Genomic DNA, 26,932 nt, shown 5'->3' with positions numbered 1-26,932 from the left:
CGTCGTGGCGATGCCGATACTCGGCTCTGGCGCGTCGCCGCCGGCACAGCCCTGGCCGGCATCGGACACGTGAACAACCGGCCGACGGTCAGATGGATCAGCCTCAACCCCCGCGAGTCGGCATCCTCCCAGGTTGCAGAGGTTGTCGGCGCACTCGGCCGACGCGGCGGCGCGCGTGGGGCGTAAAGGGTGAGCAAAGTATCAGAGCTCTGACTTGTGTCCGAGTGGTCGCTCGCTGTTAGCCTGCTGACAAGTCGGCGAATGGGGTTTGCCGCCGCTTTGTGGACACGGGGGGTGTCTTATGGTGACACGTCGTTCTTCTTCGATCTCATCTTCCAGGCGCGGCGGCCGTCGGCCGTTGACTGCTTGGGTCCTGGTCGCCGCGGTGGCGGTGACGACAGTGGCGGGGACGCTGCCCGGCACGGGTGCGGCTGCCTCGACCGGGAAGTGGCGTCCGCACAAGCCGGTGGCGGAGCCGTCGGTGCCGGGGCACAAGACGGTCGGTAAACCGGCGGCACGCCCTGCTGCCGCGCCGGTGACTCCTGTGTCGGCTCCGGTGTGGCCGTCGTCGGCGGTGGCTGATGTGACGTTGACGGTGCCCGGTGGCGCGGCGGTGCATGCGACCGGGACGCCGGTGTCGTTGTCGCTTCCGACCGCCGGCGCGGTGCGATCGACGAACAGCCCCGCATCCTCGCCGGTCGCCGTGCGTGTCGGCGTTGCGGATCATGCGGCGGCGCAGCGTGCGGGGGTGGCGGGTACGATCGTTTCCGCGTCGCGTACAGATGCCGGCGGTGCTGCCGCGTCGGTGGCGTTGAGCCTGGATTACAGCGGTTTCCGCAGCGCCTTCGGCGGTTCCTTCGCCGATCGGCTCCGTCTGGTCGCGCTTCCGGCGTGTGCCTTGACCACACCGGAGCGGGCCGGCTGTCGGATCCAGACGCCGGTCGGTTTCGTGAACAACCGTGGCGGCCGAACCCTGGACGCGACGGTGTCCCTGCCCGCCGCGGCTTCGACCACCGCACCGGTGGTCCTGGCCGTGGGTTCGGCGCCCGCCGGTGGAAACGGTGACTACCGCGCGACTCCATTGAAGGCCTCTGATACCTGGACGGTGTCGAACTCCGGGTCGTTCTCCTACTCCTATCCGATGACCGCACCGCCCTCGCTCGGCGGGTCGGCGCCGCCGTTGGGGCTCAGTTACTCGTCGTCGACTCTGGACGGCCAGACCGCGAACGCGAACTCGCAGGGTTCGCAGATCGGCGACGGCTGGGACGCCGGGGCCGGGTACATCGAGCGGTCGTTCACGCCGTGTGCGAAGGTGCCGGGTGCTCCGTCGTCGTGGAAGACGGTCGGCGACGTGTGCTTGGGTATCCCGAACGCGACGGTCTCGCTGGCCGGGCATTCCGGGGAGTTGGTGCGGGACGACGCGACCGGCATGTGGCGGATATCGGGGGACGACGGGTCCCGGGTGGAGGAGCTCACCGGTGCCGGCAACGGCGATCCCGCGGACGACAACGCCTATTGGCGGCTGACCACCACCGACGGCACGCAGTATTACTTCGGTTCCAACCGGCTGCCTGCCGCGCTGGGCGGCAACGGCAGCGATTCGCCGACGTATTCGGCGTGGGGTGAGCCGGTGTTCGGCACCGGTGCCGGAACGGCCTGCAACGATCCGACGTCGACTGTCGATCCGAACACCTGTCGGGCCGGGTGGCGGTGGAATCTGGACTTCGTCGTCGATCCGCACGGGAATGTGGTCCGATACAACTACCTGCGCGAGTTCAATTTCTATACGCATGCCGCGACCGGTGCTCTGGTGCAGTACACCTCGGCCGGGTACTTGTCCGGGATCGACTACGGGTTCCGGGCCCCGGATGTGGTGGCGGGCTTGCGGCCGGCGGCGCAGGTCGTGTTCGGGTTGGTGCCGCGGTGTATCCATGACGGTGGCCCGATCGCCTGTCCGACCACGCTGACCTCGCCTGGTCCCGGTCTGGTGTCGGCCGGGATCACTGATGCGAACGATGCGGCGTTCCAGGATGTGCCGGCCGATCAGATCTGCTCGTCGTCCGGCCCGTGCGGCAACGTCGCGCCGACGTTCTTCCAGACCGCGCGGCTGGCCACGGTGACCACGCAGGTGCGGGTCGACAGCGCGTTCACGCCGGTGGACTCCTGGGAGTTGGAGCAGCACTGGGTCACTCCGGCCACCGGGGCCGGCGGGACGGCGTTGGAGACCGACGCCGTTACCCACACCGGCCTGTCGGGGGGTCAGCACACGCAGATGCCCGATGTGACATTCGGCTACCAGCAGTTCGACAACCGCGCCGGGATCTCTCCTGCCTACCCGTCTCAAGGCCCTGAGTCGACGCCGCGTCTGGTGCGCGTGGACGACGAGCTCGGCGGCGACATCCGCGCCACCTACGACACCTCCGCGTACCCGTGCAGCAGCGGTGCCCCGACGGTGGACGCGAACCACACCTTGTGCTTTCCGGAGTACTGGACCAAACCCGGTGACACCGCCCCGTCGTTGGACTGGTTCAACAAGTGGGTGGTCACCAAGGTCCAGACCGACGACAACACCAAGCTTTCCACCTCGGCAGGCCAAGGCTCTGGCTCCTCGGTGGTCACCACCTACGCCTATCCTTCATCGCCGGCCTGGCACTCCAACGACTCGGAACAGACGCCGAAAGAGAACCGCACCTTCGACCAGTTCCGCGGCTTCGGCACCATGGTGGCGGTCACCGGTGACCAGATCGACCCGAACGCTCCGGCGAAGGGGATCTACAACACCCTCAACACCAAGACCGTCACCACCTACCTGCGCGGGATGGATCAGGACCCGAACCTGGCCGGAGTCTCGGCGCCGGTCACCATCACCGATTCCCGCGGTGAGTTCCCGAACACGGTGGACGACAACGCCCTGGCCGGCCGCGTCTTCGAAACGCAGACCTTCGAATCCGCCGACGCCTCGGCACCGGTGCAATCCGACGCCATCGACCATCCGGTGCTCTCGGCCCCGACCGCGGTCCACAACCGGACGGACACCCTGCCGAAGCAGCGGGCCAGGTTCCAGCACACCGGCACCACCGTCACCTACACACAGATCACCACCGGGATGCGGCGCACCCGGACCGACTACACCTACGACGACTCTCTGCCGGTGTTCACCGGCGCCATCGCCTCTGGCGGCAACGGCCGCCAAACCTCCGGGTTCGATCAGGGCGACGGGAAGGTGCCGCAGTTGTGCACCCGCACCTGGTACGCCAACACCGGCGCGGCCGCGACCACCGACATCGCGCAGCGCTCCGGACTGGCTGATTTGGTCACCACCACTGTCATCCCGAACGGCGGCTCCTGCACCTGGACCCCGACCCCGCCTGCTGTCGGCTCCGCCGAGGCGGAGATTTCCGGGACCCGCACCTTCTTCGACGACAAGCCGCTCGGTGACGCGTCAGGACCGGGAAACGTCACCCGCACCGAGGTCGAATCGGCCAACGACGGCACCAACAACGCCACCTGGATCACCAAATCCTCCACCCCCGCCTCGGCGTTCGATGCCTACGGCCGACTGTTGCAGGCCATTGACGCCGACGGCAACATCGCCGCCACCGCCTACACCCCGGCCGACCACGCCCTGCCCACCTCGGTGGCGGTCACAGCCCCGGATCCGGCCACCGGCGCTGTCGGATCCTGGGCTCCGGCGGTGACCACGTTGGATCCGGGGCGTGCGCAGCCGGTGACCGTCACCGACACCAACGGGCACACCACGACCATCAGTCACGACGGTTTGGGCCGCACCACCGGGGTGTGGCAGCCGAATCGAGCGAGATCGGCCAGCCCGAACGTCTCCTACTCCTACTTCCTGGCCGGACCCGGCGGTACCGAGCCGTCGTTCGTCGACACCGACACGCTCACCGACGCCGCCGGAGACACCACCACGGCGTACACGATCGTCGACGGGTTGGGCCGCACCCAGCAGACCCAGGCCACTCCCGCCGACGGCAGCGCCGGTCAGGTGGTGACTCAGACCTCGTACGACGCTTTGGGCCGGCCACACCGTGCCAGTGCGGCGTTCTACGACGGGACCAACGCGCCATCGGGTGCGTTCGTCCAGTACAGCGATCCGGCGCAGATCCCGTCGGTCACCAGTACCGAATACAACCTGCCTGCCCACACCGTGACCTCCACGGTGCTGGGCCACAACCAGCCGCTGTGGTCCACGCTCACCCACACCTGGGGTGCCGACCGCACCGACACCATCCCGCCGTCCGGCGGCGTCGCCAGCTCCACGATCACCGATGCCCGGGGCCGCACCACCGGTTTGTGGCAGTACCACGCCAACCCGCCGGCCGTGACCGGCACCGACGCCGACAAGTCACTCGCCGAGGTCACCGGCTACGCGTTCGCCTTCAACGCCGACGACACGGCCACCGTCACGGTCACCGACCCGGCCAAGAACACGTGGAGCACCACCACCGATCTGTTGGGTCGCACCGTCCGCACCGACGATCCCGATTCCGGTGTCACCACCGCCACCTTCGACAACGCCGGGCTTCAGTTGTCCTCCACCGACGGCCGCGGCATCTCGCTCTACAACTCCTGGGACCACCTGGGCCGCAAGACCGGCGAATACTCCGCGCCGGTCACCGGGGTGGCGGCCACCGACCAGCCCGATCAGCTCGTCGGCTGGACCTATGACACGGTGTCGAAAGGCCTGCCTTCTTCCTCCACCCGCTACGTCGGCGGCTCCACCGCCTCAGGGCTCGCCTACACCAGTTCGACCACCAGCTATGACGTGATGAACCGGCCGACGGCCAACCAGGTGTCGATCCCCACCACCGGGCCTGATGCCGCGTTGGGCGGGGTGTATCAGAGTACGACCGCGTACACCGTCACCGGCCAGGTCGACCACTACACCATGCCCGCCGTGCCCGCCGCCGGGCTGGCGGCGAACACAGTCACCAACAAGTACAGCCGCACCGGCGCTCTCACCTCCGCCCGCGGCAGCACCGGCAACTACCAGGACCTGCTGGACGATTCCGAAGTCTCCCCGTTCGGCGAAACCACCTCCCGCACCGTCGGTGCGGCGCCGTACCAGGTGATCACGCAGAACGTGTACGACCAGGCGGCGCGGCGCGTCGTGCAGTCCTTCACCGACGCCTCGGTCGGCACCGACACCTCGGGCGCGACCGTCGGCTACGGCGTCGCCCATGAGACCTACACCTACAACGCCGCCGGCCAACTCACCTCGACCAACGACGACCAAAGCCCCGGCACCAGCAGCCCCGGCACCGTCGACTTGCAGTGCTACGGCTACGACCCGCTCGGCCGCCTCCTGCACGCCTGGACCGACAACGCCGGCACCACCCCCGCTCCCAGCGCCACCCTCGGCACCGGACCCGCCGCCGGCGGTATCGGCGGCTGCACCACGACGGCGCCCACGTCCTCTTCCACCGCCGGCTCCGGGCCCGCGCCCTACTGGCAGGACTTCACCGGAACCACCCCGGGAATGGCCACCGACGCGATGGGCAACCGGGTCACCGTAACCGACCATGCCACCACGGGCGGTACCGGTGCCGACACGACCCACACCTACAGCGGCTACGCCGCCCCCGGCACCCGCAACACCTTGCCGTCAGGGAGCAGCAGCACCCCCGGCACCGGGCCCGGCCCGCACCTGCTCGGCACCGTCACCAACGCCACCGGCGGCACCACCAGCGCCGCCACCTTCGCCTCCGACGGCGCCGGCAACACCACCAGCCGGAAGTTCCCCGCCGGTCCCGGCACCACCGCCGCCGACCAGACCCTCACCTGGGATCCCGAAGGCCACCTCGCCACCGTCACCGACCCCGCAGCCGGCCACACCGCGTCCTACCTCTACGACGCCGGCGGCACCCAACTCATCCGCCGCGACACCAGTACCGGCACCGGCCAGACCACCACCACCCTGTTCCTGGGCGCCACCGAAATCCACCTCACCGCCGGAGCCGTGGCCGCCCAGCGCTACTACTCCTTCTCCGGCGCCGCCACCACGATCATCAACTCCGACAGCACCGTCTCGATCGAAACCGGCGACGCCCACGGCAGCGCCGACACCACTATCGACAACAGCCCCAGCCACGAAAACCAAGGCCACGTCACCGCCCGCCGCTACACCAAACCCTTCGGCGAAACCCGCGGCACCACACCCGCCACCTTCGGCACCTTCCCCGACGACCACACCTTCCTGGGCAAGACCACCGACACCAGCACCGGTTTGGTCGACGTCGGAGCCCGTAAGTACGACCCGAGCACCGGACGCTTCATATCGGCCGATCCCGTCCTGCAGCCGAGCAATCCGCAGACGATCGGCGGATACGCCTATGCCGGAAACGACCCGGTCAACTCCTCGGACCCGACCGGCCTGACAAAGTGCGACGCCGATCCCGGCATCTGCAGCCACGACACCCAGGTCTCCCTCGGCGCGGCCAACCCCTGCGACAACCAGACGGGATACGCCAAGCGCCTGTGCGACCAGGAACAGGTCGACGAAAGGCCGGCCGCGACCTTCACCTGCGACGCGCGATGTCAGATCGGGCTGATGGCGGAGGCCCAGTACACCGGCCAGGACCCGGCGTCCCGGAACATGATGCTTCTGACCGGCGGCGATCCCACACTCTCGAAGACGCAGAACGCGGTCAACGCCTACGAAGCCGGCCTCGGCGGCGGCTCGGACAGCAATCTGGACGACTTCCTCACCGTCCTGAACATCGCCACCGACTACCGCCGTATCGAAGACTGCCCGCAGAGCGTGGACGCCGGATGCGTCATGGCGGTGGTGGGCGATCTACCGATGGGCAAACTCACCAAGCTCGCCAAGATCGGCAAGCTTCTGCGAGCCTCCGACGAGGCCGACGCCATCGCCAGCCGAGCCGGCAACTTGGTCGGCGACCTCTGCGACACCCCCGGAGCTCACAGTTTCAAGGGCGACACCCCGGTCCTCATGGCCGACGGATCGACCCGACCCATCCAAGACGTCAAGGTCGGCGACGTCGTCGAAAACGCCCCACCGAACGGGCAGGTCGAGAAACACCGCGTCGACCGGATACACGTCACGCGCACCGACAAAGACTTCACCGATCTGACGGTCGCCACATCGGCCGGCCGCAAAACCATCACCGGTACGCAGAACCACCCGTACTTCGACCTGACGGCCGGCGCGTTCGTCGACGCCTCGGACCTCAAACCCGGCGACCGCCTGCAGACCACGGGCGCGAACGGTGCCGTCACCGTGGCCGACGTCCGCAACTACGCGTCGTCGATGACCACCTACGACCTCACCATCGACGGCTTGCACACCTATTTCGTCGTCGCCGGCGACGCGGCCGTCCTGGTCCACAACGTGTGCGATCCGGGTTCGCCGGTCGGGTTCTATTCCACCGACCTCGCGAAGCACACCGCATGGCAGCGGCTCATCGACGACAACCGGGGCAACCTCTACGGCGCGGCTCGTGCCGGAGGCAGGATATTCGTCGCACATTCTGACTCCACGGGTCATGCGGAGGAGGCGCTGGTCAACCAGGTTGTCGCCGCGGGGCTTGACCCCTCTGACATCACCGAAATCTATACGGAATATGGTATGTGTCCGCGATGTCAGGGACCCAATGGTAAGAGTGCGGTACTTCCGCTTCTGACGAACCCGAACCTTCAGATCACCTACTCCTTGCCGTGGTCGGACCCGGCCGTGCGGGATTCATCGAGGGATTCTCTGGCGACCTATATCGGTCAATTGTTCAATTGACTGTGGTAGGCTCCCGCCATGGCTGACAGGCGCCTTTATATTCCTCCCGCGGATGGCATGGATGCTTCGGCAGTGGCGACGCTCCAAGGTCGAGGGCTGCCCGAGCATGTTCTCACGATCTTCCGGGCTGTCGATCAACTCCGCGGACCGTCGACCGCCGATCTTGATTACGACGTGGACGGATGGGTGATCGGATATTCGCGGGAAGATGACGAGTTGTGCCTGGACCGCGCGTCTCACCGGGTCTTGTTGCTGGCTACCTGGAGGCCCGATGCCGCTATCGCGGTGAATGACAGTCTGACTTCCTTCGTGGATTGTCTCGACGCGGTGCTGGGGATGGCGCCATTCTATCCGCAAGGCGTTGACATGCGCGTGTCCATTGATGTGGCCAGAAGTGTTCGAGATGTCATCGACGGAATCGATCGTGTTGCCACGCTCGACCCGGATGGTTTTTGGGGCGCGTTCCTCGATGACTTGGCGAACGGTGACTATCCGGGGTAGTTCCGCGTCGACTCAGGCGGGCCGGGTCCGGAGATCTCTTTGGCGGAGGTGCCGCGGAGCCGGCACCCGGGTCTACTGTCGGGTCCTTCCCGCACCGCGCGGTTGTCAGGGCTGCTCGCGCTGGCCGAGTCGATCGCGTGAGCCGCGAACTCGCGATCACGACCGGTTTCACCCAGTCGGTGGTGATCCTGCTGCGGCCCGAGGATGCGTGACGCCCTGGACGTGGTCGGCGGCGTCGGAGAGGAGCTCTCCGTCTGCGGGATGCCGAGGAGCCGGCACCGCCGCGAGGTCCCAGTCGTAAGCGCACGTCACCGGAGCGTGGTCCGACCAGCGTTCCCCATAACTCGCGGCGCGCTCCGTCACCGCGGAGGATGCGAGCGCCGCGAGGTTGGCCGACGCCATCTGGTAGTCGATGCGCCACCGCATCTACGCGGAATTACAACTGGCGGAATCGCAGCTGACCAGGGAGTATGGCTTGATGATCAGAGCAGTCGTGGGCGCGCGAGTCTCAGTTGTGAAGGGGAACGAGAAGACCTCTCACTTGACCCAGCGTGAGGCCGGCGTTCGTCACGCCGAGCAGCGGGACATGGAGGTCGTCGGGTTCTTCGAGGATCTTGACGTATCGGCAACTGTAGCTCCGTTCGACCGACCTGACCTAGGGCCGTGGCTTGACGACTCGGCTGACGGTATGGCCGACGCCTGGGACGCGATGATCTTTGCCAAGGTGGATCGGGCGTTCAGGTCGATCTTTGACTGCGTCGACGTGGCGCGCTGGGCCGAGGCGCACAAAAAGATCTTGATCTTCACAGACGACAACATAACCCTCGACTTTCGCAGCGAGGCAGACTCGATGGCCACGATGATGGCCAAGATCTTCTTGATGCTCGCGGCGTTGTTTGCGGAGATGGAGCTCAAGCGGATCAAGAATCGCGCAAAGGATGCCCATGCGTATCTGCGGCGGACTCCGCGCTGGCCGGGAGGGCAGCCACCTTTCGGCTATATGATCGTCGATGCTCCTGATGGCCAGGGCAAAAGCCTCGCACCAGATCCGGTCACGTCAAAGATAGTGCGCCGAATGGGAGCTTTGGCAACTGCTGGCAAGAGTCAGTTAGAGATAGCAAAGATTCTTACAGCGGAAAAAGCTGTGACTCCCGCACGCTACTATGCGCCGCAGAACCCAGCCAAACCAAGGAGAAGGGCGATTTCAGATGTGTGGAACCCCTCTTCGGTGGGAAAGATTCTCAACTCTGACGCGTGTATGGGCATCAAGCTAACCGGTCCGAGTGTCAGGGAACGTAAGCCGCTGCGGGATCGAGCTGGGCTCCCCATCGTCGTCGCAGAACCACTGTTTACGGCAGAAGAGTGGGCTGCGCTAAAGCTCTCACTGGCCAAGCGGGCAAAAACAATGGAACGCAGTGCAGAAGGGACCGCTCCTCTGCTCGGAATTGTTCACTGCGGTCAGTGTCAGAGCAGGCTTTACCGAGTGGTCAATAAGTCGGCAAAGAAGGTGTACGAATATTACCGATGCACGCCCAAAAAACGGCTTGATGAGAATGGTGTCGAAATCCGGGTCGAGGCTTGCTCTGATGCGACCTTTCGTGGAGCTGACCTCTCTGCGTATGTGGAACAGATGGCGACTCACTACCTGGGAAAGGTTTCGGTAGTACGCAAGGTTTACGTGCCAGGCGAGGATCATTCCATGGAGTTAGAGCAAGTCGTCCGGGCGATGGCTGGCGTGCGTGAAGAGTACGACGAAGGCCTTTACGACTATCCGGACGGTGAAGAGGAATATAGGGAGCGGATCGGAAATCTTGCCTCGACCCGTAAGCGCCTGATGGAACTGCCGCAGCGCAAGGCGGAGTGGGTTACGGAGGAGACAGGCGAAACCTATGCTGATGCATGGACGAATGCACCCGATTCCGAGGTTCGACGGCAGCTACTTCTTGATTCTGGCATAAGAGTAAATGCGTGGCAGGGTAGGATCGAGGCTTTTATTCCTGAAGACCTGAGAAGTCGACTAGCGCAAATGCCGTAGACGGTATTTCGATGGTGTTCGATCGATGGACAGTGTCGTGAGACTCTAGGTAGTCGAACAGGTTCCTAGTTGTAGGTCACGCCGGCAACGGTAAAAGATCCGTCACGGTGTATCGGAACGACCGTCGGCTTGGTCTCCAGCGGTGTTGACTCAAGTATGAGGAAACCTTGCCTTGCCTTCTCGGCGAGTTCGATTCCCCACAGCGTCTTGCCATCGCTATGGGTTTTTCCTACCGTTTCCTCAATGATTCCCATGCGATCTGCTCCCGCACATAGGACGGAAGCGCGTAACGCTCGGGCGAGAAGGATTGCAATGGCGCCCGCGTAAGTCGACATAGGGGGTTCGCTCGAACACACGCTATACCAGCCCGGGGCTGGCGCGTAGATGCCTGCATGGGGTGTCATGTTGAGTGCGGCAAACGTTTCCAGGCATTGATTCTTCCATTGGGGTACGCCAGGCACCGTAAGAGCGTTTGTTTGGATGACGACTGGAAGCTGGTAGACGCGGCGGATCTCTTTCAACAGCTCGATGAGGTCCTGGCGGCAACCCCACGCCAGCCCCGGGGCCGTCAGCAAAAGTCTGTCCGGCTGCCATTCGGCGATAAATCGCACGATGTTTCCGATATTTGAAATGTCCGGCTGGGATGCGGGCGGGACCGTGATAGCCACCATTCCGCGCGTGAGCGGTATGGCAGGCTCGACGGGAAGGCTGGCTCCGGTGGTTTCGGGCAAGTGTTCAAGGCCTGACATAACGCCGCCTTCGAGGGAAGCCATCACTACTCCGTCGACCATGATGAGGCGGTTGGCAACTCTATGTCAATACGGCTCACTATGATGTCGTATCGACATCGACCAGGGAGGCGGCGCGAGCTTCAAGCTGAGCGCTAGCTGTGCGCAAGAGCCCTAGAACGTCCTCCACTGTGGCACCCTTCGCGAGGGCTGCCCCAACGTTGGCAATCACCTTCTCAACTTCAGTGTTCGCGTCCGCGGCGATGCTGGCTGCGGTCGCATTGAACTGCGCAGTGAGCTCTCTTGCGCGGTCCTGAAGGACTGCTCGGCGAAGCTGGTCGATGACCTGTGCTGAATCGACCGCCGGCAACTGTTCAAGAGCTGCGGTGAGGTACAGCCGCGCATCCGCACCGGGCAGTGGCTGGTCGCCGCGGATCCACATCAACAGCTCGTCCCGATTGGTTACGACGGTCGACTCCGTGATCCTCACGCCGTGACTGCCGTCGGGTAGGCCCATGAGGTAGACGGGGGCGACGTCCAGGACCGCAGCGAATGCCAAGAGCTCGTCCACGGTGACATCACGGCGGCGGGTCCCATCGGGGTTCGGCCTACCGCTCTCGATGTTCGCGAGAACGGCCTTGGTAATGGGAAAACCTGCCTGGCTGCACTGGTCTGCAAGCTCGCTTGCTGACCAGCCGCGACGCCTACGGGCCTCTCGGATGCGTTCCGCCACTGCGGAGCTGGGGGTGGTTTCGAGCCGGCTCGCGCCTGGGATGCCTTCGCCAACGGGTGATGTCATATCGACAACTTTAGCATCCATGTTGACATCCATCTACTGCGGTTGAGACAGTTGACCAACGAGGTCGTAACGACCTCACTCGATGTCGAATCGACACTGGAGTGTCTGTGTTCAACCTCCCTCAGCTGTGGATTCACTCCACGCTGCTCCCCATGCGAGAAGCGTCGTCATCAAGGTCGCATCGCACGACCCAGCACGTGGCGATAGCGATCTGGCATACGCCGAGTGGCTGCCAGCGGCGCCTTACGCAGGAAGGCCTTTGGTCGGCACCCGGGCTCGACCGTCAGCCCGAGCCCAGGTGCCGTAGCCCAATGGCGCCGATAGAGGCCTAGAGGCCGGCTCGACCACCGCTAGCCGAATTGAGGATCGGTGTATCACGGGAAGGCAGTTACCATCTCTGGAATTGAGGCGAGGCGTGAAGACGACGAAGTTTATCGGGGACTATCTGAGTCATGCCGAGCTGGCTGCGGCTCTGAAGATTGAGCCTAAGACTCTCTATCAAATGAACTGGGCTGGTACCGGTCCTCCTCGCTACAAGGTCGGCAGAAGCTGTCGGTACGACGTGGAGGATGTTCGCGAATGGCTACAAGGACGAAAGCGATGATGGGTCATCGCATACGGGATAAGGCGCAGGTCTCCGGGGCGGGCTGGTAACCTCCGCGCAGCGCCTTGTCTGCGCACCGTTTCGGGGCCGTTGCCGACCCCATCTACACCTGGCCGCCCCTGGTCGGCGTTCGCCCTTCAGTGGTCGCGCATGGGCGGTCCGCAAACGTTCATCGGTTCGTCGACTTTCGGCGGGCCGCTGAGTATCCGCGTTCGGCTGCGCCGAGCAACGAAACAATAAGCTCTGATGGAGGCACTATGCCCATCTTCCCGCTGGGCTCGGGGGATGACGTCCGAAATAAGATCGATTGGGAGGGGGGCGTTTGGGGCGCTCTCTGCTGGGGTCTCACCGCCGAGGATCTTCCTGAGCAGTACCGCGAGGACTGGCAGTCGATGGCCGAGCTGTACCAGGAGCTCGATGAACGAGCTGACGCATTTTATGCGGGGCTTCCGCCGGGCGACGAAGGCGAAGAAAGTGCGCTGTCTGCAGAAGCTTTCCGACCCGCAGCGCCCTAGCGGCATTTTGCTCGTACGTAAATCCGATTCACTCGCTCGAAATGGAGGCGTCGTTATGCAGAACATCAATATCTATGATCGCTACAGTTCGTCTTTCGATGAGGCCTGGATCGGTCGCCGGTGGCAATCGACCCGAAAGGCGAAGTGTGGGTGTTACCTCACGGGACTTATCACGGACGTTCGGCCTGGTGCCGTCAGAGTAAAATGGTCGCACTGTTGCGCGCCGCCCGACAGTTGGGAGGCGCTGGAGCGGGGATCCTTGATGAAGTTATGTGAATGACGAATGTAGGCGCGACCCGTCATGGGTCGCGCCCATATTGCGTTCTACCCAACGGCCGGCAACGACTCTGTATGGAGGTATAGGGAACGCGGTGGAAACGAGATAGGGTTGCCGATCTAGGTCTCTGACCAGAGTAGAGTGATTCAGGAGGTAGTCATGGGGGTTGTGTTGCGGCCGGGGGAGTTGCAGTTATCTTGCCCTGGTTGTGGACAGGTCGAGCGCGTTCAGCATGTGCCGGCCGTCTATCGAGATGGGATCGCGTCCTACGGCGGTAGCGCAAGGTCGGTAGGCGTGGTCGGAGGCTACGCTGCTTACGGATACAGCGCACACAGCGGCATGTCTGTCTCGTCGGTCGCCGGCGCGCTGGCCCCGTCGCCGCTTGAGCGGCGAACCGGGGGACTGGTGGCTGCGGGGGTCTTCTTTGCTGCGCTTGTGGGCGTTGGCATCCTGATCGTGAGAGTTGCGACGCGCGCCGGGTCACCCGGTGGCTCGCAGTTGCCGAACGTCGGTGCCGGGGCGTGGATGATCCCCGTGCTTGCGGGACTTCCCTTGCTCCTCATCGCGGCGTTGCTTCTTGAGCGCGTTCGGGCCAACAGCCGCATACGGGGTGGTCGGCCAGCGGCCTCATTAGTGTGGCGTCACGGGTGGTACTGCCACCGGTGTGGTGGTGTCTTCTTCCCGGGCGGTACTCCGCTGGAGGTCCCCAAAGACGAGTTGTTGCCGCTGCCTGTTTTCCAGAGGATCGTCTGGACCGCGGGGCGCTTCTGATCTCCCGGTGATCACGCCAGCGTCGGAGCTGACCACCTCGGACTGCGGCGGCACCCGGGGAGAGGGAAGTCGGGGTCGAGGTTGCCAGGCGTGCTGTGCCCGATCGGCTCGTGGGCGTGGGCGGTGTTCTTCAGTTCGAACAGGGCGCCAGATCGCGTTCGATGATCTGCGGGTTGGACTTGTCGGTGCGCTCGCAGTCTCCGTAGCACCCGCGCAGTCGCGCGGCGCACCGGCCCCGAAGGCGAAGATCATCGCTGGATAGAGTTCGCCCCATGCTCATCAGATCATCTCCGTTCGTGCCTTGGGCGGCCGGGACGACCGGAACCTTGCCGTGGTGACCGCCGCGCCGCGCACTGGCAAGTTGTCCCCGTTGGAAGCCGAAGCCATCGCCGCGATCTATGCCCACCGCGTCGTCTCTACCGCGCACCTGCACGCCTGGCTCACACCGACGGCCACCAGCAGTAGTTATCTGCGTCGCGCCCTCAGTTTTCTGCGTGACCAGGGGCTGATAGGTAACCTCGGTCGCCGGGGCAAGCGGGAGCTGCTCTGGTACGTCACCACCGCCGGCGCGGCGGTCGCAGAGGACTCCCGACGGGTCGTGCCGCGCATCTGGCGCCTAGACCCGGCCAGGATTACGACCCTTGATCCCTCGCATACCCTGGCCGTCAATGACCTCGGCACCGCCATCCTGACATCCGCCCGGCGGGCTGGGCACGAGATGACCTATCTGGACTGGACCCAGGAGATCGTCCATCCGACCGGTCCCGGCGGCTACGCCGCATTCGGCAGCCCACACTTGGTGACCGACGCCGTCTTCCGCATAACCACAGTCGACGCCGGGGGGGCAGCGGAGCGACCGGGTCATCCTGGCGGAGATGGACCGTGCCACGATGACGGTTGCACGTGTGGCCGAGAAGCTGGCCGCCTACGCCCGCTATCAGCGGATCAACCGAGCGCACTGACGATCGGCCTACGGCCTCCGCTTTCCTGAGGTGCTGATAGTGCTCGACAACGCGTCGCTGCAGGCCCTGTACCGGCGTGCTGAGGACGTGCGCTGGATGGCCAACAACAATCCTGAGCTCCAGAAGGCTTACGGCGAGTTCATCACCGGCCACATCGCCACGCTCGGCCTGCTCCAGGACTACGGCCTCGGACAGGAGTCCTGTATCCCGCTGATCCCGTCAGCGATCGACGACCCTCCGCCCGCTCCCCGGCTGGGCCGTCCGCCGTCCGCTCACGTCGCCTTCGCCCAGCCAGCCCTGCCCGGACTGGTAGTCGAGGGTTCCCAGGGGTAACCGGCCACCGACAGATCACGCACGCCGCGGACATGTTGATCAGTGGCTTGTCGGCGTTGCCGTTCAATCTACGACTCATATGTAGGCTGGCCTTCCGGGGAGGGTCAGCCTACATTGATCTCAGTCTTTAAAGATCTCGACCAGTAGCTTCAGGAGCACGCTTGTTAAGGAGAACCATTGGTCCAACGATAGGCGGTTATTGCTCCTCCTGTGCTTCCTCGGCTTCATCTGCATTTTGACCCTTCGGTCCATGCGCCTGGAAGGACGGCCCCGCGCCGCCACGACGTATGTTGCGCGGCCTGCCACACGCTATGGGCAGTTTTGCTTAGACACTCGCTTGCTCTTTGCGCAGTGTTGGAAGATCGGCTGGCGCGGCTACTGCTGTGATTCGCGGCCAGGGCCCGAATCAGCCAATCTGCGGAGCAGTTGTTCAGCATCGCTGATGGCGATGGCGTCGCGCGCGGTGCTGGCGGCCAGGTCCACCACCGAGTCGCGGCTGGCTTCCAGCGCTCTATCCTGGCGTTCGTCTGTCTTGGATCGCCCTTGCTCCGCGCGCAGACGTTTGTCTGCCTCGCCCATGGCCTTGGCGACTTCTTGGAGCGTCGCCACGTGGCTACGGGTCGAAGCGAACTTCTCGTCGAGCAGAGTGCGTAGCGCGGCTGCCTCACCAGCCTGAGCCTTGCTACCGCGCGCTGTCGTCCGGCGCAGCCTGCTGTACTCGGACAGATCTAGAACGACCTGCCAAGCCTGGTCGGCGAGGTCATCGAGGGCCACGGCACCGTCGAGTAGTTCGGCGGCAGATTCGCAGGCCGAGATCTGCGAGACTGTGGTTTGTAGGCTCTTAAAGAGAGCAACAGCTTCGGGGGTGAGGGTGTCGGTGCTCACGAAGTGGTTGCGCCACTTGTGCGCAGCGGCTTGGGCGCGGCTGATGGATGGTCCGTTGTCCTTCCCGAAGACCTGCCACCCAAGGCCCGCCATCACTGCGGCGAAACCCAGGGCTGCTGCAAGATATGGGGCGCCGCCGATGAGCCAGATCAACAGGAAGACACCGGTCGTGACAGCCGCGGCGACAGCCGTGGCCCCCCACCCCTGTCCCGGGTAGGCGTCGAACTCCTCAGAGGTGGCCTCGGTCAAATCCGCCCGGCTCAGCAAGTTGATTAGAGCTCTGTCTGCTTCAGGAACCTCAGGGGCGAACGACAGCGGTATGGGCTCTTGGGACACACTGACCTCTTGATCGGATTGGCGCTATTGGAGACAGTACCTGGTGTTTACGCCTGTGGCGCTGGTCCGTGGCCTTCGCCTCAGTGTCTCGGCGAACACGACCGGGTAGGGCGCGGACTCGGTGCTACTGCACGTAGCGACGGATGGACGCGAGGTTCTGCATCCAGTAGCCGGCAATCGGGCCGACTAGCACGTCAAGCCCTGTGTGGGGGGCTTCCACAATTAAGCCATTGCCAATTGCCATACCCACGTGTCCCGGAGCCTGGGGGGTGCCGTCCGTGCCGGCGATGAACAGCAGGTCTCCGGGTTGGATGTCCTTGGGATTGTAGATCGGTGTGCCGACTAGGGCTTGCTCGGAGCTGGTGCGCGGGATGCTTACGCCGGCTTTCTGGTAGGCCATCATGACCAGGCCTGAGCAGTCCCAGCCGCTGGGGCCCACTCCGCCCCAGACGTAGGGCTTGCCCAGCTGTGCCAAGGCGAAGGCGACCGCGATTTGGACCTTCACCGGAGTTCCCGGCGGCAATGTGAAACCGGCAGGAAGCGTTGTACTCGTGCCGCCCCCGGAGGTCTCTCCGGCGCCGCCGTTGTCGCTCGCGCAGGCGGTAGCGGCCCCGCTGAAGGTGGCAACTAGTCCGGAAGCCAGAGTCTCCCACTGTGCATAGGCGTCAGGAAAGCCGCTGATCTGTACGGCTTGTGCAGCCTGCGTCAGGGGGAGCGTCTGCCAGTTGGGGACCAGGACGAGGTGATCGTAGAAGGCCTTAGATGCGTATACCGGATCAGTGACCTGCGCGGGTGTGCCCCAGCCAGCCGACGGCCGCTGTTGGAAGAGACCGAGGCTGTCGTGGTCTACCGCCACGGTCAAGTTCTCCAGCCGTGACTCCTGCATCGCGGTGGCGATGGCGATCGTCGCAGCTCGGCTTGGCAGCGCCATCGCCACCGAGACGTTGTAGATGATCTGGGCGTTGCCGACTTGGCTAGTGGACAAGTTTGTACCGTCCCCGGCCGCCGAGCCCGTGGTCACCGGGGCCTGGCACGCGACGGCTGTGGCAGCGGCTGTACTGGCGTCGATGACACCTGATCCTCCGACGCTCATTGCGATGGCGAGTACGAGCGCGAACGGGCTTGCAGCGGTGGCCCCCGCTATCGGAATGGCCTTCTTCATCGCGTCGCCGGCATGGACTGCGGATGCGGCATGGCGCCCCCTCGATGGCAGGACGCGGCGCCGGATGCGCCGGAACCTTGAAGAGGGCTGGACCAACGACGACGCGCCATTGAACATTCGCTACAGCGAATGAGTGGTTGGCACAGCGTACGCTGTAGCTAATGGCCTCTGTCAACTGTAGCTAATGGCGTGACAGGTTCGAGCCGTACGCTGTGGCTGATGTCGCACGAGGGATGTCCGCGACGATCTCCACTGCATGGACTGGGGTGCTACTTGATCGCCAGGAAGGTTGCGGCGGCTACGGCAGCACCTAGCGCGGCGCCGGCAAAGACCTGGCCGCGAGTGTGGTCCTTCAGCTCGACCCGCGACCAACCGACGAGGCCGACTAGCGCATACCCCACGAGCATGACCGGTCCGGACGCGATGGCAAGCATCGCGACAGCGCCGGAGGACACCGCGGCGTGAACGCTGACCTTCCAGACGGTGGTGATCGACATGAGAACTGCCAGCGTCACGAGCATCGCCGCGATCAAGGCGATCATGATGCGCGGCGCGCCAAGCGACGCCATGAGAGCAATGCCTACTGTCACCGAGGCGATGATGAAACTCATCACGATCAGTCGGTGAGCCTTGACGCCCACGTGCCGGTCAGCCCATTTACCTCGCTTCATGCCGACCTTGATGAACAGCACGGGAAGGACGGCTGCGAAGGTCGCGCCGAGCAGGCCCCAGCCGATTCCGGCAAGGCGGTCGGCGTGCCAGCCGATCAGTACGGTGACCAGGAGTATCCAGTTCTTGGGCTCTAGGCCGTCAGTGACCCGCCGAGCGAAGGTCCGGTCCAGGCCGGTAGTGGTAGTGGGCGTGGTCATTTGGGCTCCAGTACGAGACGGGTGGCCGTGGTGCGCACGGCGGGGTCACGGTAGGCGTTGGCGACCTTGCACAGCCATCGGACTTCTTCGGCCAGATCAAGACTCGGATGGGGTGCCGGATTGCGTGCCGATCCAACGGGCTTGCGTGAGGCGCTTTTCGCGTCGAGGGACGCGCGCAGCCACATGGCCTCACACGCTGCTTCCAACTGCTCGCCGGACAGCCCACTGTCGGCAAGCCGGCCTCGGGCGCTTGCGTAGTGGCCTTCGTCGACCAGTCCCCGTAGCAGAAGAGCGCTGTCGCGGATCTCGACGGTCCGACGGATCAGCCGGCTACGACGGTCCCGCACCGTGAGCAGATCCTGTGTGCGAGACCGGCGTGAACCCAACACGATCTTTGGCGTGGCTGCGGTGAGATCCCACCACAGCGGATGCAGTCGGTATAGCGCTCGGTAGTCCGCGAGAGCTGCCTTCGCTCTGGCGACCGGCGGGACAAATGTGCCGACGATTATCAGCAGGATTGCTGCGGCCTGGATGGCGTCCGTCGCGGACATCGCAGTCCGATCGCCGCCTGGACCGTGGCCTCCAACCAGCTGGTCAGTCAGCACCTCGCTACGTAGGGCTGCGTACACCACGCCCAGGCTGGTGCCCGCAGCCAAGGTCCAGACCCCGGTGGCCAGGAGGCCGCGCGGCGTTTTCGGATCTCTTAGGACGGTTAGGAACATCCAGGTCGCGATGCCCATGGCCACGCCGAGGTAGACCTCGAAGGTGAGCAGGTAGGCGGTGGCGATTCCACTGCCTGCCTGCGTCTCGGCGAAGTTCGTGGTTTCGCGACGATCGATCTGGAAGAACAAGACGGTCATAGCGGCCATCGCCGCGAGAGCGATCGCGTGGCGTACCGCCACGCGACGAGCGGGAACCGGCGGTGTCGTGGGCGAGTTCAGGGCGATGACCCAGTCCAGAAGTGCAGCGCACGCCACGATTCCGGCCAGGTGCTTGATCAGCGTGCCCAGGTCTGTGACTCCGCCAGTCTGGTCCAGGAAGCGAGAGACGGGCGCAAGCTCGGCGGTGAGCGCGACGGCAAGGGCGGCGAACGCCACCCAGAGTGCCCTCTTCCACCGCTCCTGTCGGATCGGCGTGGCACGCCAGATCACCGCGACCCACAGGATCGTCACCAGGGCGGTCATCGGAGGCTGCGCTTTCTGCGGGGGTTGCCCAGCACGTCAGAGAGACGTGCCGCCAGACCGTCTTCGGCAGCTGGGGCAGGCGCCATGCCCGTCTCTTCCAGGATGAGAGAGGCGAGCAACTCGGCTCGGCGTTCCTCAGGCGTGCTGTAGTTGTGACGCGTCATCATGGTGCGGATGGCCGCCGGCTCGATATCGGGCAGGCCAGTGTTGGCGGCCGGAGAGTCCGCTACGCCGGCAGCCTCGTCACCCCACAGCATGTGGGCCAGTTCATGCAGGACGATCTGTGTGCGGTGAAGCTCCGTGGTGTGCGGCTCGTAGAAGATGAAGTCTCCGTGATCTGTGGCCCACCACGAGCCGTAGGGCATGTCGTCGCTGGTCGGATCCGGTGCAGGCAGAATAAGCAGCGGCCGATTACGGTGGGCCTGCACGTTCCTGGCGAACTCGTCCAGGTCGAAGGGCCTGGGTATCTCGATGTCACGCAGCCGTGCTTTGCAGGCGGCGCGAAGCCGCTTCAGGTCGTTCACTGGTGATCCTCCCGTTGAACGGGAGGAACGATCACGTCAGATGGACCCGTGCCGCAGGAAACGGACATCCTGCTCACTCCCGGCTTTAGGGAGGTTAGCTGACCTTCTCGGAGATCACGAAATGGTCGTGATCGGGATCACAGGCCAGCAGATCGCTCTGTGCTCAGCGGTCGGGATCATCCTCGATCTGCGGGAGCCCTTCGGCCTGACGGTAGGTGTCCATCACGGCGAGGATCGAGGCGATGGCCTGGGGGGACATCCCCTCTGCGCGCAGAGCCACGTGCTTTACGCCCTGGTCACGCATGGCCTGGAGGATCTTGAACTGCTCATCAGTGCGCGTCGCCACCTCGTCGCTGGTGAAGTAGTCGACTCTGACCCCGAAGAACTTGGCCAGTGCTGCCAGGTGGACCGCCGAGGGGTTGGTGCGCTCGCCCTTGCGCAGCTGCCAGATGTAGGCGGAGGAGATCACCTTCTCGCCCGCAGCTTCGTTGATCGCGACCTCGACCTCCTTGTAGGAGAACGGGCCACGGTCCTTGGGGTGGACCGTGTTGAACAGGTGGTCCAGCCGCTCTGCCAGCGTGCTGGGTGCTTTGTTCTCGCCGGCCTGCGGTGTCATCTCGATATCAACTCCTTCCGCGTCATTACTCGCGCCTACTTTCCGTTACTGCTGAGCATGCCTCATCAGCTGTGGTTGACGCAAAGTAATCAAGGTGACCTAGATCACGTTAGCTGTAGTTGACGTCATGCATTTGCTGTCGCTTACGATGATGCTCCTTCGCCGTTAGCTGTGGCTAACGCCCTGAGTCATCTCGGACCCCCCAGACCTCATCCGGTCGTCGACCGGCCCGTCCGGCGTGGTCTCCGCCAGCAAGGAGCTACCCCAATGTCGTACGTGCATGTGATGGCGGCCTTTCACCAGGCCACCACGATCTTGGCCGATCCGATCAGCAACCCCGCGCCCGCCGACCCCACCGGCGGCGCGAAAGGGGTCAATCTGCTGCTCAGCTATGCCAAGTGGGGTGCTTTGATCGCCTGCGCGATCAGCGCCGTGGTCTCCGGCGGAATCATGGGCGTCGGTTCGCTGTCCAACAGGCCGGACTCGGTGGACAAGGGCAAGCGTGCCCTGATCTGGAGCCTGGGCGGCGTCCTGACCTGCGCGATAGCCATCCCGCTGGTTAACCAGGTGTTCGGCGCAGCGGCGTAGCGGCCGGTACGAGAGCCGATCTTCATGAACAACCAGTTCCTCGATCAACCTCGCCGTGCGCGCTACTACCTGATCGCCGCAGCGCTTGGTCTGCTCGCCTTCGCCACGGTCGGGCTGTGCGTGCAAGCTGCGTCAGCGCATAAGAAGCCAGCGAACTCCCACCCGCTGGCGGCGGTCGCCGCGCCCGGCGCTGTCACAACCCCAAGCCCTCCAGCCATCAGCACGTCAGCCCCCGGTCTGAAAGGGCCAGTGGCGCTGGTGCGTGGCGCGAACCTGGTCAACGGCATGTACGTCGGCTATCCGCACACCGCGGTCGGTGCGGTGTCCGCGGCGGTGGAGTTCTGGACCCAAATCGGCTCCACCCTGGACCCCGACCGCGCTGCTGCTGTCGGCCGCCTGACCGCGGATCCCGCTTGGACTACCGCCCCGGCGGACCTGGCGAAAGGGCCGATCGCCACCCGCAAGGCGCTCGGTCTGCCGGCCAGCGGCCAGGTCCCGTCCGGTTCCTCGGTCGTGCTGAGTCCAGTCCAGTACCAGGTCCGGAGCCAGGGCACCGACGAGGACAGCGTCCTGCTGCTGTGCGACTACACCACCTCCACTCCTGACGCCGGCACTCAGACCCGGATCGGCGTCTTCCCGATCACCCTGCACTGGGCGGCCGCGGACTGGAAGGTCACCGACACCACCGCTGACACCACTGACTACTCCTCGCTGTCGGCAACACCCGGCTCGGCCCAGGCCACCGCCAATGGCTGGCAGGACTTCACCCGATGAACGACGCGAAGACACATACACACCAAGGAGGCGGCCGTCATGGCGTGCTCTCTGCTTGACCCGGCAGCCTGCGTCGGAGATGCGATCGGCAGCGTGGTCGGGGGCGCGGCCTCCAGTGCCTGGGACGCGATCTGCAAGGACTTTGCCAAGTCCGCAGCACAGCTACTCGGGGCGTTCGCCAAGGCGTTCGTCGCGATCCCGAACGTCGACCTCGCCAGCGGCGGCGTCAAGAGCGTCTATGGCATCTCCATGGGTCTGGCCGCGGTCATCGCTGCCCTGCTGCTCTTCGTCCAGATCATCCGTACCGCTGTCACGCACGACGGCAATGCGCTGGCTCAAGGCATCGTCGGTGTCGGCAAGGCAGCGATGGCGTTCCTACTCACGCTCACCATCGCCGGGACCGCCCTGACCGCCGCCGATGAGCTCTCCGCGTTCATCGTCAAACAGTCTTTCGGCTCCACCCAGGCCCTCAGCGACAAGATCTCGCACCTGGTGACCTGGAACGACGGCATGTCGGCATCCCTCCTGCTGATCTTCGCGATCCTCGGGATCCTGCTGGTCGTCGTGCTGTGGTTCGAGCTGCTGCTACGCAACGCCGCGTTCGCTGTGCTGGTTGCCAGCTCCCCAATCGCCGCCTCCGGACAGGTCTCTGAGGCCACCAGGGCCTGGTGGTCGAAGATGGTCGCAGCCGCCATCCAGTTGCTCGTCCTCAAGCCGATCATCGCGCTGGTCTTCGCCCTCGGGCTCTCGATGACGGGTGACTCCAAGGACATCGAAACGATGCTTGTCGGCATGCTGGTGCTGCTGATGGCGGCAGTCGCGTGGCCGGCGGTCGCCCGATTCTTCTCCTTCGCCAGCGTGCAAGTCGGCGGGGGAGCAGGTTTGGGTGCGCTACTCGGCTTCGCCGCTGGCCAGATGGCTTCAGGAACGGTCGGGGCTCCCACCGGCAGCTCGCCGGACCGGTTCGGTCAGGAGGCGGAAGCTCGCACCAGCGCCGCGATGGCCCGCAGGCAGGAAGGCGCAGCTACCTACGCCGCCACCGGAAGTGCGGGATCGGCCGCAGCCGGCTCCTCCGGAGCGGCTAAGGGCGTAGCGGCAGCCACGGGCGCAGGTGGCATTGCGCTGGCCGCTATGAGCATGGCGCAAAAGGGCGTCAACTCCCTCACGGGCCGGATGGAGCAGATGGCCGGGCATGCCGGCATTGCCGGAGCAAACCCGTACGCCCAACCCGCCGGCCGTGCCGGGCACCACGGCGCGCTGTGGAAGGCCCAGCCTTCGAACGCTCGCGTCTCTTCAAGTTCGACTGACGCCGATTCGGCTGCTGCGGGTAGCGGGGCCCCGGCCATGCCGACAGGTGAGCGCTCGCAAATCCATGATTTCGGGTCCGGTGATTTGCCGTCCGAGGTGGACCGCGGCGCACCGCCGCCGACCATGCCCGAACCCGAACTCAGGCAGGATGCGCCTGTACCGCCACTGGCCTCGCCCAGCTCCATGCCAGCGCAGGAGGAAGCAGTCCCGCCGGCCGCCGCGTCCCGCAGCGACCCGCCCACCGTCGAGATGCCCGCGGTGGTGCAGCAGCCGATCAACAAACGGCGGCCTGACGAACCGACCAAGGACGACTTCACGGAGGCCACCTGATGACCACGACTGATTCCGCAGCGCCCGGTAGCCGGACGTACTACGGATGGCAGCCTGAGCGCGTGTCGTTCATGTTCGGCATGTCCGGGCAGCGTGCGACGATGCTCGCCGCCGGTGTGCTAGCTGCGATCATGCCGCTGGCCGTTTCACACATGGCTGATGCTGTGGTCACCTGGCCGATCGCTGTGCTCCTGACGGCCATGGCGTTCGCGCGGATCGCCGGCCGGACCGTGGATGAGTGGCTGGTGGCCTTCGTGTCGTTCTCAATTCTGCGCGTGCGCGGCCAGCACAAGTTCATCAGCGGGGCGTTCGCTCCGCGGGCCAAGACCGACCCCGCTGGCCCCGTGCCGATGGACCTGCCCGGTGTTCTGGCACCGCTGAAGGTTCTCGAGGCGGACAGCGGAACCGGTAACGGCAGCTCCATGGCGGTGATCCATCACCGACACGACCGCAGCTACACCGCGGTCGCGCGCATCCGCTACCCCGGGATCGGGCTGGTCGACTCCAGCCGCCGGGATCAGCGCGTCGCCGGCTGGGGTCAGTTGCTGTCCGGGTTGTGCAGCGAGGGCAACCCCATCATCCGCGTGCAGGCGCTTCAGAGGATCGTCCCGGAGTCCGGCGCTGCACTGCGCCGCTGGCACACAGACCACCTGTCTCCGGACGCCCCGGATGCTGCGAAGGAGATCGCTTCGACGTTGCTGGACAGCGCCACCTTGGCCACCTCCCAGCGGGAAAGCTTCTTGGCCTTCACCCTGGACGAGCGCAAGGCCGGATCTGCGATTAGGGGCGCCGGTGGTGGCACCGCGGGCGCTGCGGCCGTGCTGGTTCGGCATCTGCGGGCCCTGACCTCCTCGATCAGCGCGGCAGACCTGACCGTCGACCGCTGGCTGGATGGCCGGGAGCTGGCTGAGGTGATTCGCACTGCGTTTGATCCTCACTCCTCCCGACACCTGGCCGACCGGCGTGCCGCAACGAACATGATCAGCAACCTCACGCCCGCACTGCCGGGCGTCGACCCGGCACTGGCAGGACCCGCCGCCGCCCAGACCGCGGCGGGATCTTACGCCCACGATGGCGCGCTGTCGGTGACGTACTGGGTCCACTCCTGGCCGCGAAACCAGGTCTACAGCACGTGCCTTGGGCCCCTGCTCGGCGAGGGAACACACAGGCGTGCCTTCAGCCTGCACATGGAGCCGCTCGGTCCCCGCGTGGCTGAGCGTGAGGTCATGAGAGAACGCACAGCCCGACATGTCGCGATCAGTATGCGTCGCCGAACCGGACAGATCGTCCCTGAAGCTGAGAAGGAGGCGCTGCGCCGAGCTGAAGCTCAGGACGCCGAGCGTGCCGCCGGCCATGGACTAGGGCGGTTCTCCGCCTACGTCACGGTTACCGTGACCGACCCCGCGGAGCTGGAGGATGCCTGCGCCGGCCTAGAAGCAGACGCGGCTGCCGCGCGCATCGAAGTCCGCCGCATGTGGTTGGCACAAGACGTTGGTTTTGCCCTGTCCGCCCTGCCGGTTGGTATGGGCCTGCCTCGGAAGCGCTGGTAGAACCATGGCACTCTTGCGCAAGAACACCGCCTCGCTCCCGGAGTTCGATCTCGCCTCTGTACTCGGGCACTCCGCCAGTCCCACGTCGACGACGCCTCCGCAGACCAAGGTGGCTCGTAGCCGACGCGAACCAGTCGAACCGGTCCCACCGCGCCGTGGCTACGCCCGCCCGTTCGCCGGCAGGGCGCCAAAAGCTCCGTCGGTCCCGGTGCACCGCGGCTCCACCGGCCAACTACAAGGCCTGTACCCGTGGCTGTATGGTGCCTCGATGCCGCCGGTCGGTATCTACATGGGCTACGACTGCCTCACAGGCGGCGCCTTCAGCTGTCACCCGATCGAGTGGCTACACCGGCAGCACGTCACCAACCCGAACTTCCTGGTCACTGGAGTCCCAGGCACCGGCAAGTCCGCGACGATCAAAGCCATGGCCATGCGGCTGATGGCGTGCGGCATCCGCAGCTTCGTGCTCGGCGACATCAAAAACGAATATGCCCCACTTGCCAGGGCGTTAGGTGTCGAGCCGTTGGAGCTCGGGCCGGGACTTGGCCATCGTCTCAACCCGTTGGACTCCGGCCCGCTTGGCAGAAACCTGCCAACGGACCCCGAACAACTGCGTGAGCGCCTGGACGACGTCCACCGCCGCCGTATCTCCCTGCTGTCCTCGTTGCTGACCATGCGCCTGGGCCGTGACCTGACACCGACCGAGGAGGCAGCGGTCTCCTTGGCGATCAAGGCGGCATCCGGTGAGGCGACCGGTAACCGGCTCGTGGACCCGACCATCCCGCAGGTGTGGGCGATCCTGCGGGATCCCACTCCGGAAATGGTCGACGAGCTGCGAGTGCGAGACGGCGATATCCGCGAACTGCGCGAGATGATTCGCCCGGCTGTCGACGCCTTGGGAAACATGGTCCAGGGATCATTGAGCGGGTTGTTCGACGGCCCGACCACCGTCGGCTTGGACTTCGACGCACCGATCCAGACTGTCGACCTCAGCCGTATCGATGGTCGCGGCGACGAGACGGTGGCCATGACCTTGGCCTGTGTCAGCACCTGGGGCGAGGCCGCCATCTCAACTCCAGGTGGGCCGGTGCGCCTGGTCATCCAGGACGAGCTGTGGCGGGCCATGCGAATCCCCAGCATGATCCGCAAGCTGGACAGCGACCTACGGCTCTCGCGTAGCCAGGGAACCATCAAGCTGCTGTCCACGCACCGACTCGCCGACTTCGAGGCGGTCGGCGCAGCCGGCTCTGAGGAAGTCACGATCGCGAAGAACCTGATATCCAGCTGCGACGTGCGGATCTGCCTCCGCCAGGACACCGCGCCGCTGGCGATGACCAGGGACGTCATCGGGTTGACGGATGTGGAGTGTGCACACATTGCCTCGTGGTCCGGCGAGCAGATCGGCCGCGCCATCTGGAAAATCGGCCGTACCAGCAGCCACGTGGTTCAGACCGTCCTGACTCCGTTGGAGACGAGGCTGTACTACACGAACGAGCGTATGGCGGTCTAA

At 65.1% G+C, this 26,932-nt stretch carries 21 protein-coding genes and 1 pseudogene; 13 read left to right on the top strand and 9 right to left on the bottom strand.

The window, feature by feature from the left end:
- Positions 1 to 358: 358 nt before the first annotated feature.
- Entirely contained in the window at positions 359 to 7,771 is a 7,413-nt protein-coding gene (locus GWK61_RS03500) for an RHS repeat-associated core domain-containing protein (RefSeq protein ID WP_194904823.1), read from the top strand.
- An 18-nt stretch (positions 7,772 to 7,789) separates the two neighbouring features.
- Positions 7,790 to 8,272 carry an SUKH-4 family immunity protein gene (locus GWK61_RS03495; RefSeq protein ID WP_194904821.1) on the top strand — a complete coding sequence of 161 codons (483 nt, stop codon included), beginning with the start codon at positions 7,790 to 7,792 and terminating at the stop codon, positions 8,270 to 8,272.
- A gap of 168 nt (positions 8,273 to 8,440) precedes the next feature.
- On the opposite strand, the pseudogene GWK61_RS55965 reads toward GWK61_RS03495, so the two are convergent.
- A pseudogene (locus tag GWK61_RS55965) lies at positions 8,441 to 8,692 on the bottom strand (hypothetical protein); the annotation flags it as partial.
- Here GWK61_RS55965 and GWK61_RS03485 point away from each other — a divergent pair.
- Positions 8,685 to 10,307 (top strand): recombinase family protein, encoded by a 1,623-nt coding sequence (locus GWK61_RS03485; RefSeq protein WP_194904819.1) that lies wholly within the window; start codon positions 8,685 to 8,687, stop codon positions 10,305 to 10,307. The pseudogene GWK61_RS55965 and the gene GWK61_RS03485 sit on opposite strands and share 8 nt — an antisense overlap.
- Before the next feature lie 65 nt (positions 10,308 to 10,372).
- On the opposite strand, the gene GWK61_RS03480 is transcribed toward GWK61_RS03485, so the two are convergent.
- Both GWK61_RS03480 and GWK61_RS03475 read right to left on the bottom strand, forming a co-directional pair.
- Entirely contained in the window at positions 10,373 to 11,080 is a 708-nt protein-coding gene (locus tag GWK61_RS03480) for a hypothetical protein (RefSeq protein ID WP_194904817.1), read from the bottom strand.
- A gap of 55 nt (positions 11,081 to 11,135) precedes the next feature.
- Positions 11,136 to 11,867: a helix-turn-helix domain-containing protein gene (locus GWK61_RS03475; RefSeq protein ID WP_194904814.1), complete on the bottom strand. Its 732-nt coding sequence runs from the start codon at positions 11,865 to 11,867 to the stop codon at positions 11,136 to 11,138.
- A 382-nt stretch (positions 11,868 to 12,249) separates the two neighbouring features.
- On the opposite strand from GWK61_RS03475, the gene GWK61_RS60555 reads away from it, so the two are divergent.
- From GWK61_RS60555 to GWK61_RS03455, 4 genes are all read left to right on the top strand, one after another.
- A complete protein-coding gene (locus tag GWK61_RS60555; protein WP_369125546.1) occupies positions 12,250 to 12,438 on the top strand; it encodes a helix-turn-helix transcriptional regulator in 189 nt (62 codons plus the stop codon).
- Between the two features lie 257 nt (positions 12,439 to 12,695).
- A complete protein-coding gene (locus GWK61_RS03465) occupies positions 12,696 to 12,953 on the top strand; it encodes a hypothetical protein (protein ID WP_194904812.1) in 258 nt (85 codons plus the stop codon).
- 1,382 nt (positions 12,954 to 14,335) lie between these two features.
- Positions 14,336 to 14,992, top strand: a complete 657-nt coding sequence (locus GWK61_RS03460) for a replication-relaxation family protein (protein WP_194904810.1) — start codon at positions 14,336 to 14,338, stop codon at positions 14,990 to 14,992.
- A 10-nt stretch (positions 14,993 to 15,002) separates the two neighbouring features.
- Positions 15,003 to 15,296, top strand: coding sequence for a hypothetical protein (locus GWK61_RS03455; protein WP_194904809.1), 294 nt, complete (start codon positions 15,003 to 15,005; stop codon positions 15,294 to 15,296).
- 375 nt (positions 15,297 to 15,671) lie between these two features.
- Here the strand turns inward: GWK61_RS03455 and GWK61_RS03450 are convergent, their stop codons facing one another.
- Together GWK61_RS03450 and GWK61_RS03445 are read right to left on the bottom strand one after the other, a co-directional pair.
- A complete protein-coding gene (locus tag GWK61_RS03450; RefSeq protein WP_194904807.1) occupies positions 15,672 to 16,430 on the bottom strand; it encodes a hypothetical protein in 759 nt (252 codons plus the stop codon).
- A gap of 211 nt (positions 16,431 to 16,641) precedes the next feature.
- Positions 16,642 to 17,502 (bottom strand): C40 family peptidase, encoded by an 861-nt coding sequence (locus tag GWK61_RS03445; protein WP_194904804.1) that lies wholly within the window; start codon positions 17,500 to 17,502, stop codon positions 16,642 to 16,644.
- Positions 17,503 to 17,614: 112 nt separating this feature from the next.
- On the opposite strand from GWK61_RS03445, the gene GWK61_RS03440 reads away from it, so the two are divergent.
- Positions 17,615 to 17,812, top strand: coding sequence for a hypothetical protein (locus tag GWK61_RS03440; protein WP_194904803.1), 198 nt, complete (start codon positions 17,615 to 17,617; stop codon positions 17,810 to 17,812).
- Positions 17,813 to 17,948: 136 nt separating this feature from the next.
- On the opposite strand, the gene GWK61_RS03435 is transcribed toward GWK61_RS03440, so the two are convergent.
- The 4 genes from GWK61_RS03435 to GWK61_RS03420 all read right to left on the bottom strand — a co-directional run bounded on the left by GWK61_RS03435 (position 17,949) and on the right by GWK61_RS03420 (position 20,872).
- Positions 17,949 to 18,548 carry a hypothetical protein gene (locus GWK61_RS03435; RefSeq protein ID WP_194904801.1) on the bottom strand — a complete coding sequence of 200 codons (600 nt, stop codon included), beginning with the start codon at positions 18,546 to 18,548 and terminating at the stop codon, positions 17,949 to 17,951.
- Positions 18,545 to 19,732, bottom strand: a complete 1,188-nt coding sequence (locus GWK61_RS03430) for an MAB_1171c family putative transporter (RefSeq protein WP_194904799.1) — start codon at positions 19,730 to 19,732, stop codon at positions 18,545 to 18,547. Before GWK61_RS03430 ends, GWK61_RS03435 begins: the two co-directional genes overlap by 4 nt.
- Positions 19,729 to 20,256, bottom strand: coding sequence for a hypothetical protein (locus GWK61_RS03425; protein WP_194904797.1), 528 nt, complete (start codon positions 20,254 to 20,256; stop codon positions 19,729 to 19,731). Before GWK61_RS03425 ends, GWK61_RS03430 begins: the two co-directional genes overlap by 4 nt.
- A gap of 163 nt (positions 20,257 to 20,419) precedes the next feature.
- Complete coding sequence (locus GWK61_RS03420) at positions 20,420 to 20,872, bottom strand: helix-turn-helix domain-containing protein (RefSeq protein ID WP_194904793.1); 453 nt, start codon at positions 20,870 to 20,872, stop codon at positions 20,420 to 20,422.
- Between the two features lie 267 nt (positions 20,873 to 21,139).
- Here GWK61_RS03420 and GWK61_RS03415 point away from each other — a divergent pair, with 267 nt between their 5' ends.
- The 5 genes from GWK61_RS03415 (at position 21,140) to GWK61_RS03395 (ending at position 26,932) form a co-directional block, all read left to right on the top strand.
- Positions 21,140 to 21,460, top strand: coding sequence for a hypothetical protein (locus GWK61_RS03415; RefSeq protein ID WP_194904791.1), 321 nt, complete (start codon positions 21,140 to 21,142; stop codon positions 21,458 to 21,460).
- Positions 21,461 to 21,718: 258 nt separating this feature from the next.
- On the top strand, positions 21,719 to 22,234 hold the full coding sequence (locus tag GWK61_RS03410; protein ID WP_194904789.1) for a DUF8175 domain-containg protein: 516 nt from the start codon (positions 21,719 to 21,721) through the stop codon (positions 22,232 to 22,234).
- Between the two features lie 39 nt (positions 22,235 to 22,273).
- Positions 22,274 to 23,872, top strand: a complete 1,599-nt coding sequence (locus GWK61_RS03405; RefSeq protein ID WP_194904787.1) for a hypothetical protein — start codon at positions 22,274 to 22,276, stop codon at positions 23,870 to 23,872.
- A gap of 71 nt (positions 23,873 to 23,943) precedes the next feature.
- Complete coding sequence (locus GWK61_RS03400) at positions 23,944 to 25,422, top strand: SCO6880 family protein (protein ID WP_228561679.1); 1,479 nt, start codon at positions 23,944 to 23,946, stop codon at positions 25,420 to 25,422.
- Positions 25,423 to 25,690: 268 nt separating this feature from the next.
- Positions 25,691 to 26,932: a VirB4 family type IV secretion system protein gene (locus GWK61_RS03395; RefSeq protein ID WP_228561672.1), complete on the top strand. Its 1,242-nt coding sequence runs from the start codon at positions 25,691 to 25,693 to the stop codon at positions 26,930 to 26,932.

The organism is Catenulispora rubra, from assembly GCF_015356825.1.
In the GTDB taxonomy this organism is placed as follows: domain Bacteria; phylum Actinomycetota; class Actinomycetes; order Streptomycetales; family Catenulisporaceae; genus Catenulispora; species Catenulispora rubra.
This window is presented reverse-complemented; position numbering and strand designations above follow the sequence as displayed.

What these genes read in the sequence shown, in the direction of transcription:
- GWK61_RS03495 (WP_194904821.1), top strand. Translation starts at nt 7,790, where the DNA reads ATGGCTGACAGGCGCCTTTATATTCCTCCCGCGGATGGCATGGATGCT.
- GWK61_RS03485 (WP_194904819.1), top strand. Translation starts at nt 8,685, where the DNA reads ATGCGCCACCGCATCTACGCGGAATTACAACTGGCGGAATCGCAGCTG.
- GWK61_RS03480 (WP_194904817.1), bottom strand. Translation starts at nt 11,080, where the DNA reads ATGGCTTCCCTCGAAGGCGGCGTTATGTCAGGCCTTGAACACTTGCCC.
- GWK61_RS03475 (WP_194904814.1), bottom strand. Translation starts at nt 11,867, where the DNA reads ATGGATGTCAACATGGATGCTAAAGTTGTCGATATGACATCACCCGTT.
- GWK61_RS03465 (WP_194904812.1), top strand. Translation starts at nt 12,696, where the DNA reads ATGCCCATCTTCCCGCTGGGCTCGGGGGATGACGTCCGAAATAAGATC.
- GWK61_RS03440 (WP_194904803.1), top strand. Translation starts at nt 17,615, where the DNA reads ATGGCGAGTACGAGCGCGAACGGGCTTGCAGCGGTGGCCCCCGCTATC.
- GWK61_RS03435 (WP_194904801.1), bottom strand. Translation starts at nt 18,548, where the DNA reads ATGACCACGCCCACTACCACTACCGGCCTGGACCGGACCTTCGCTCGG.
- GWK61_RS03430 (WP_194904799.1), bottom strand. Translation starts at nt 19,732, where the DNA reads ATGACCGCCCTGGTGACGATCCTGTGGGTCGCGGTGATCTGGCGTGCC.
- GWK61_RS03420 (WP_194904793.1), bottom strand. Translation starts at nt 20,872, where the DNA reads ATGACACCGCAGGCCGGCGAGAACAAAGCACCCAGCACGCTGGCAGAG.
- GWK61_RS03415 (WP_194904791.1), top strand. Translation starts at nt 21,140, where the DNA reads ATGTCGTACGTGCATGTGATGGCGGCCTTTCACCAGGCCACCACGATC.
- GWK61_RS03405 (WP_194904787.1), top strand. Translation starts at nt 22,274, where the DNA reads ATGGCGTGCTCTCTGCTTGACCCGGCAGCCTGCGTCGGAGATGCGATC.
- GWK61_RS03400 (WP_228561679.1), top strand. Translation starts at nt 23,944, where the DNA reads ATGTTCGGCATGTCCGGGCAGCGTGCGACGATGCTCGCCGCCGGTGTG.
- GWK61_RS03395 (WP_228561672.1), top strand. Translation starts at nt 25,691, where the DNA reads ATGCCGCCGGTCGGTATCTACATGGGCTACGACTGCCTCACAGGCGGC.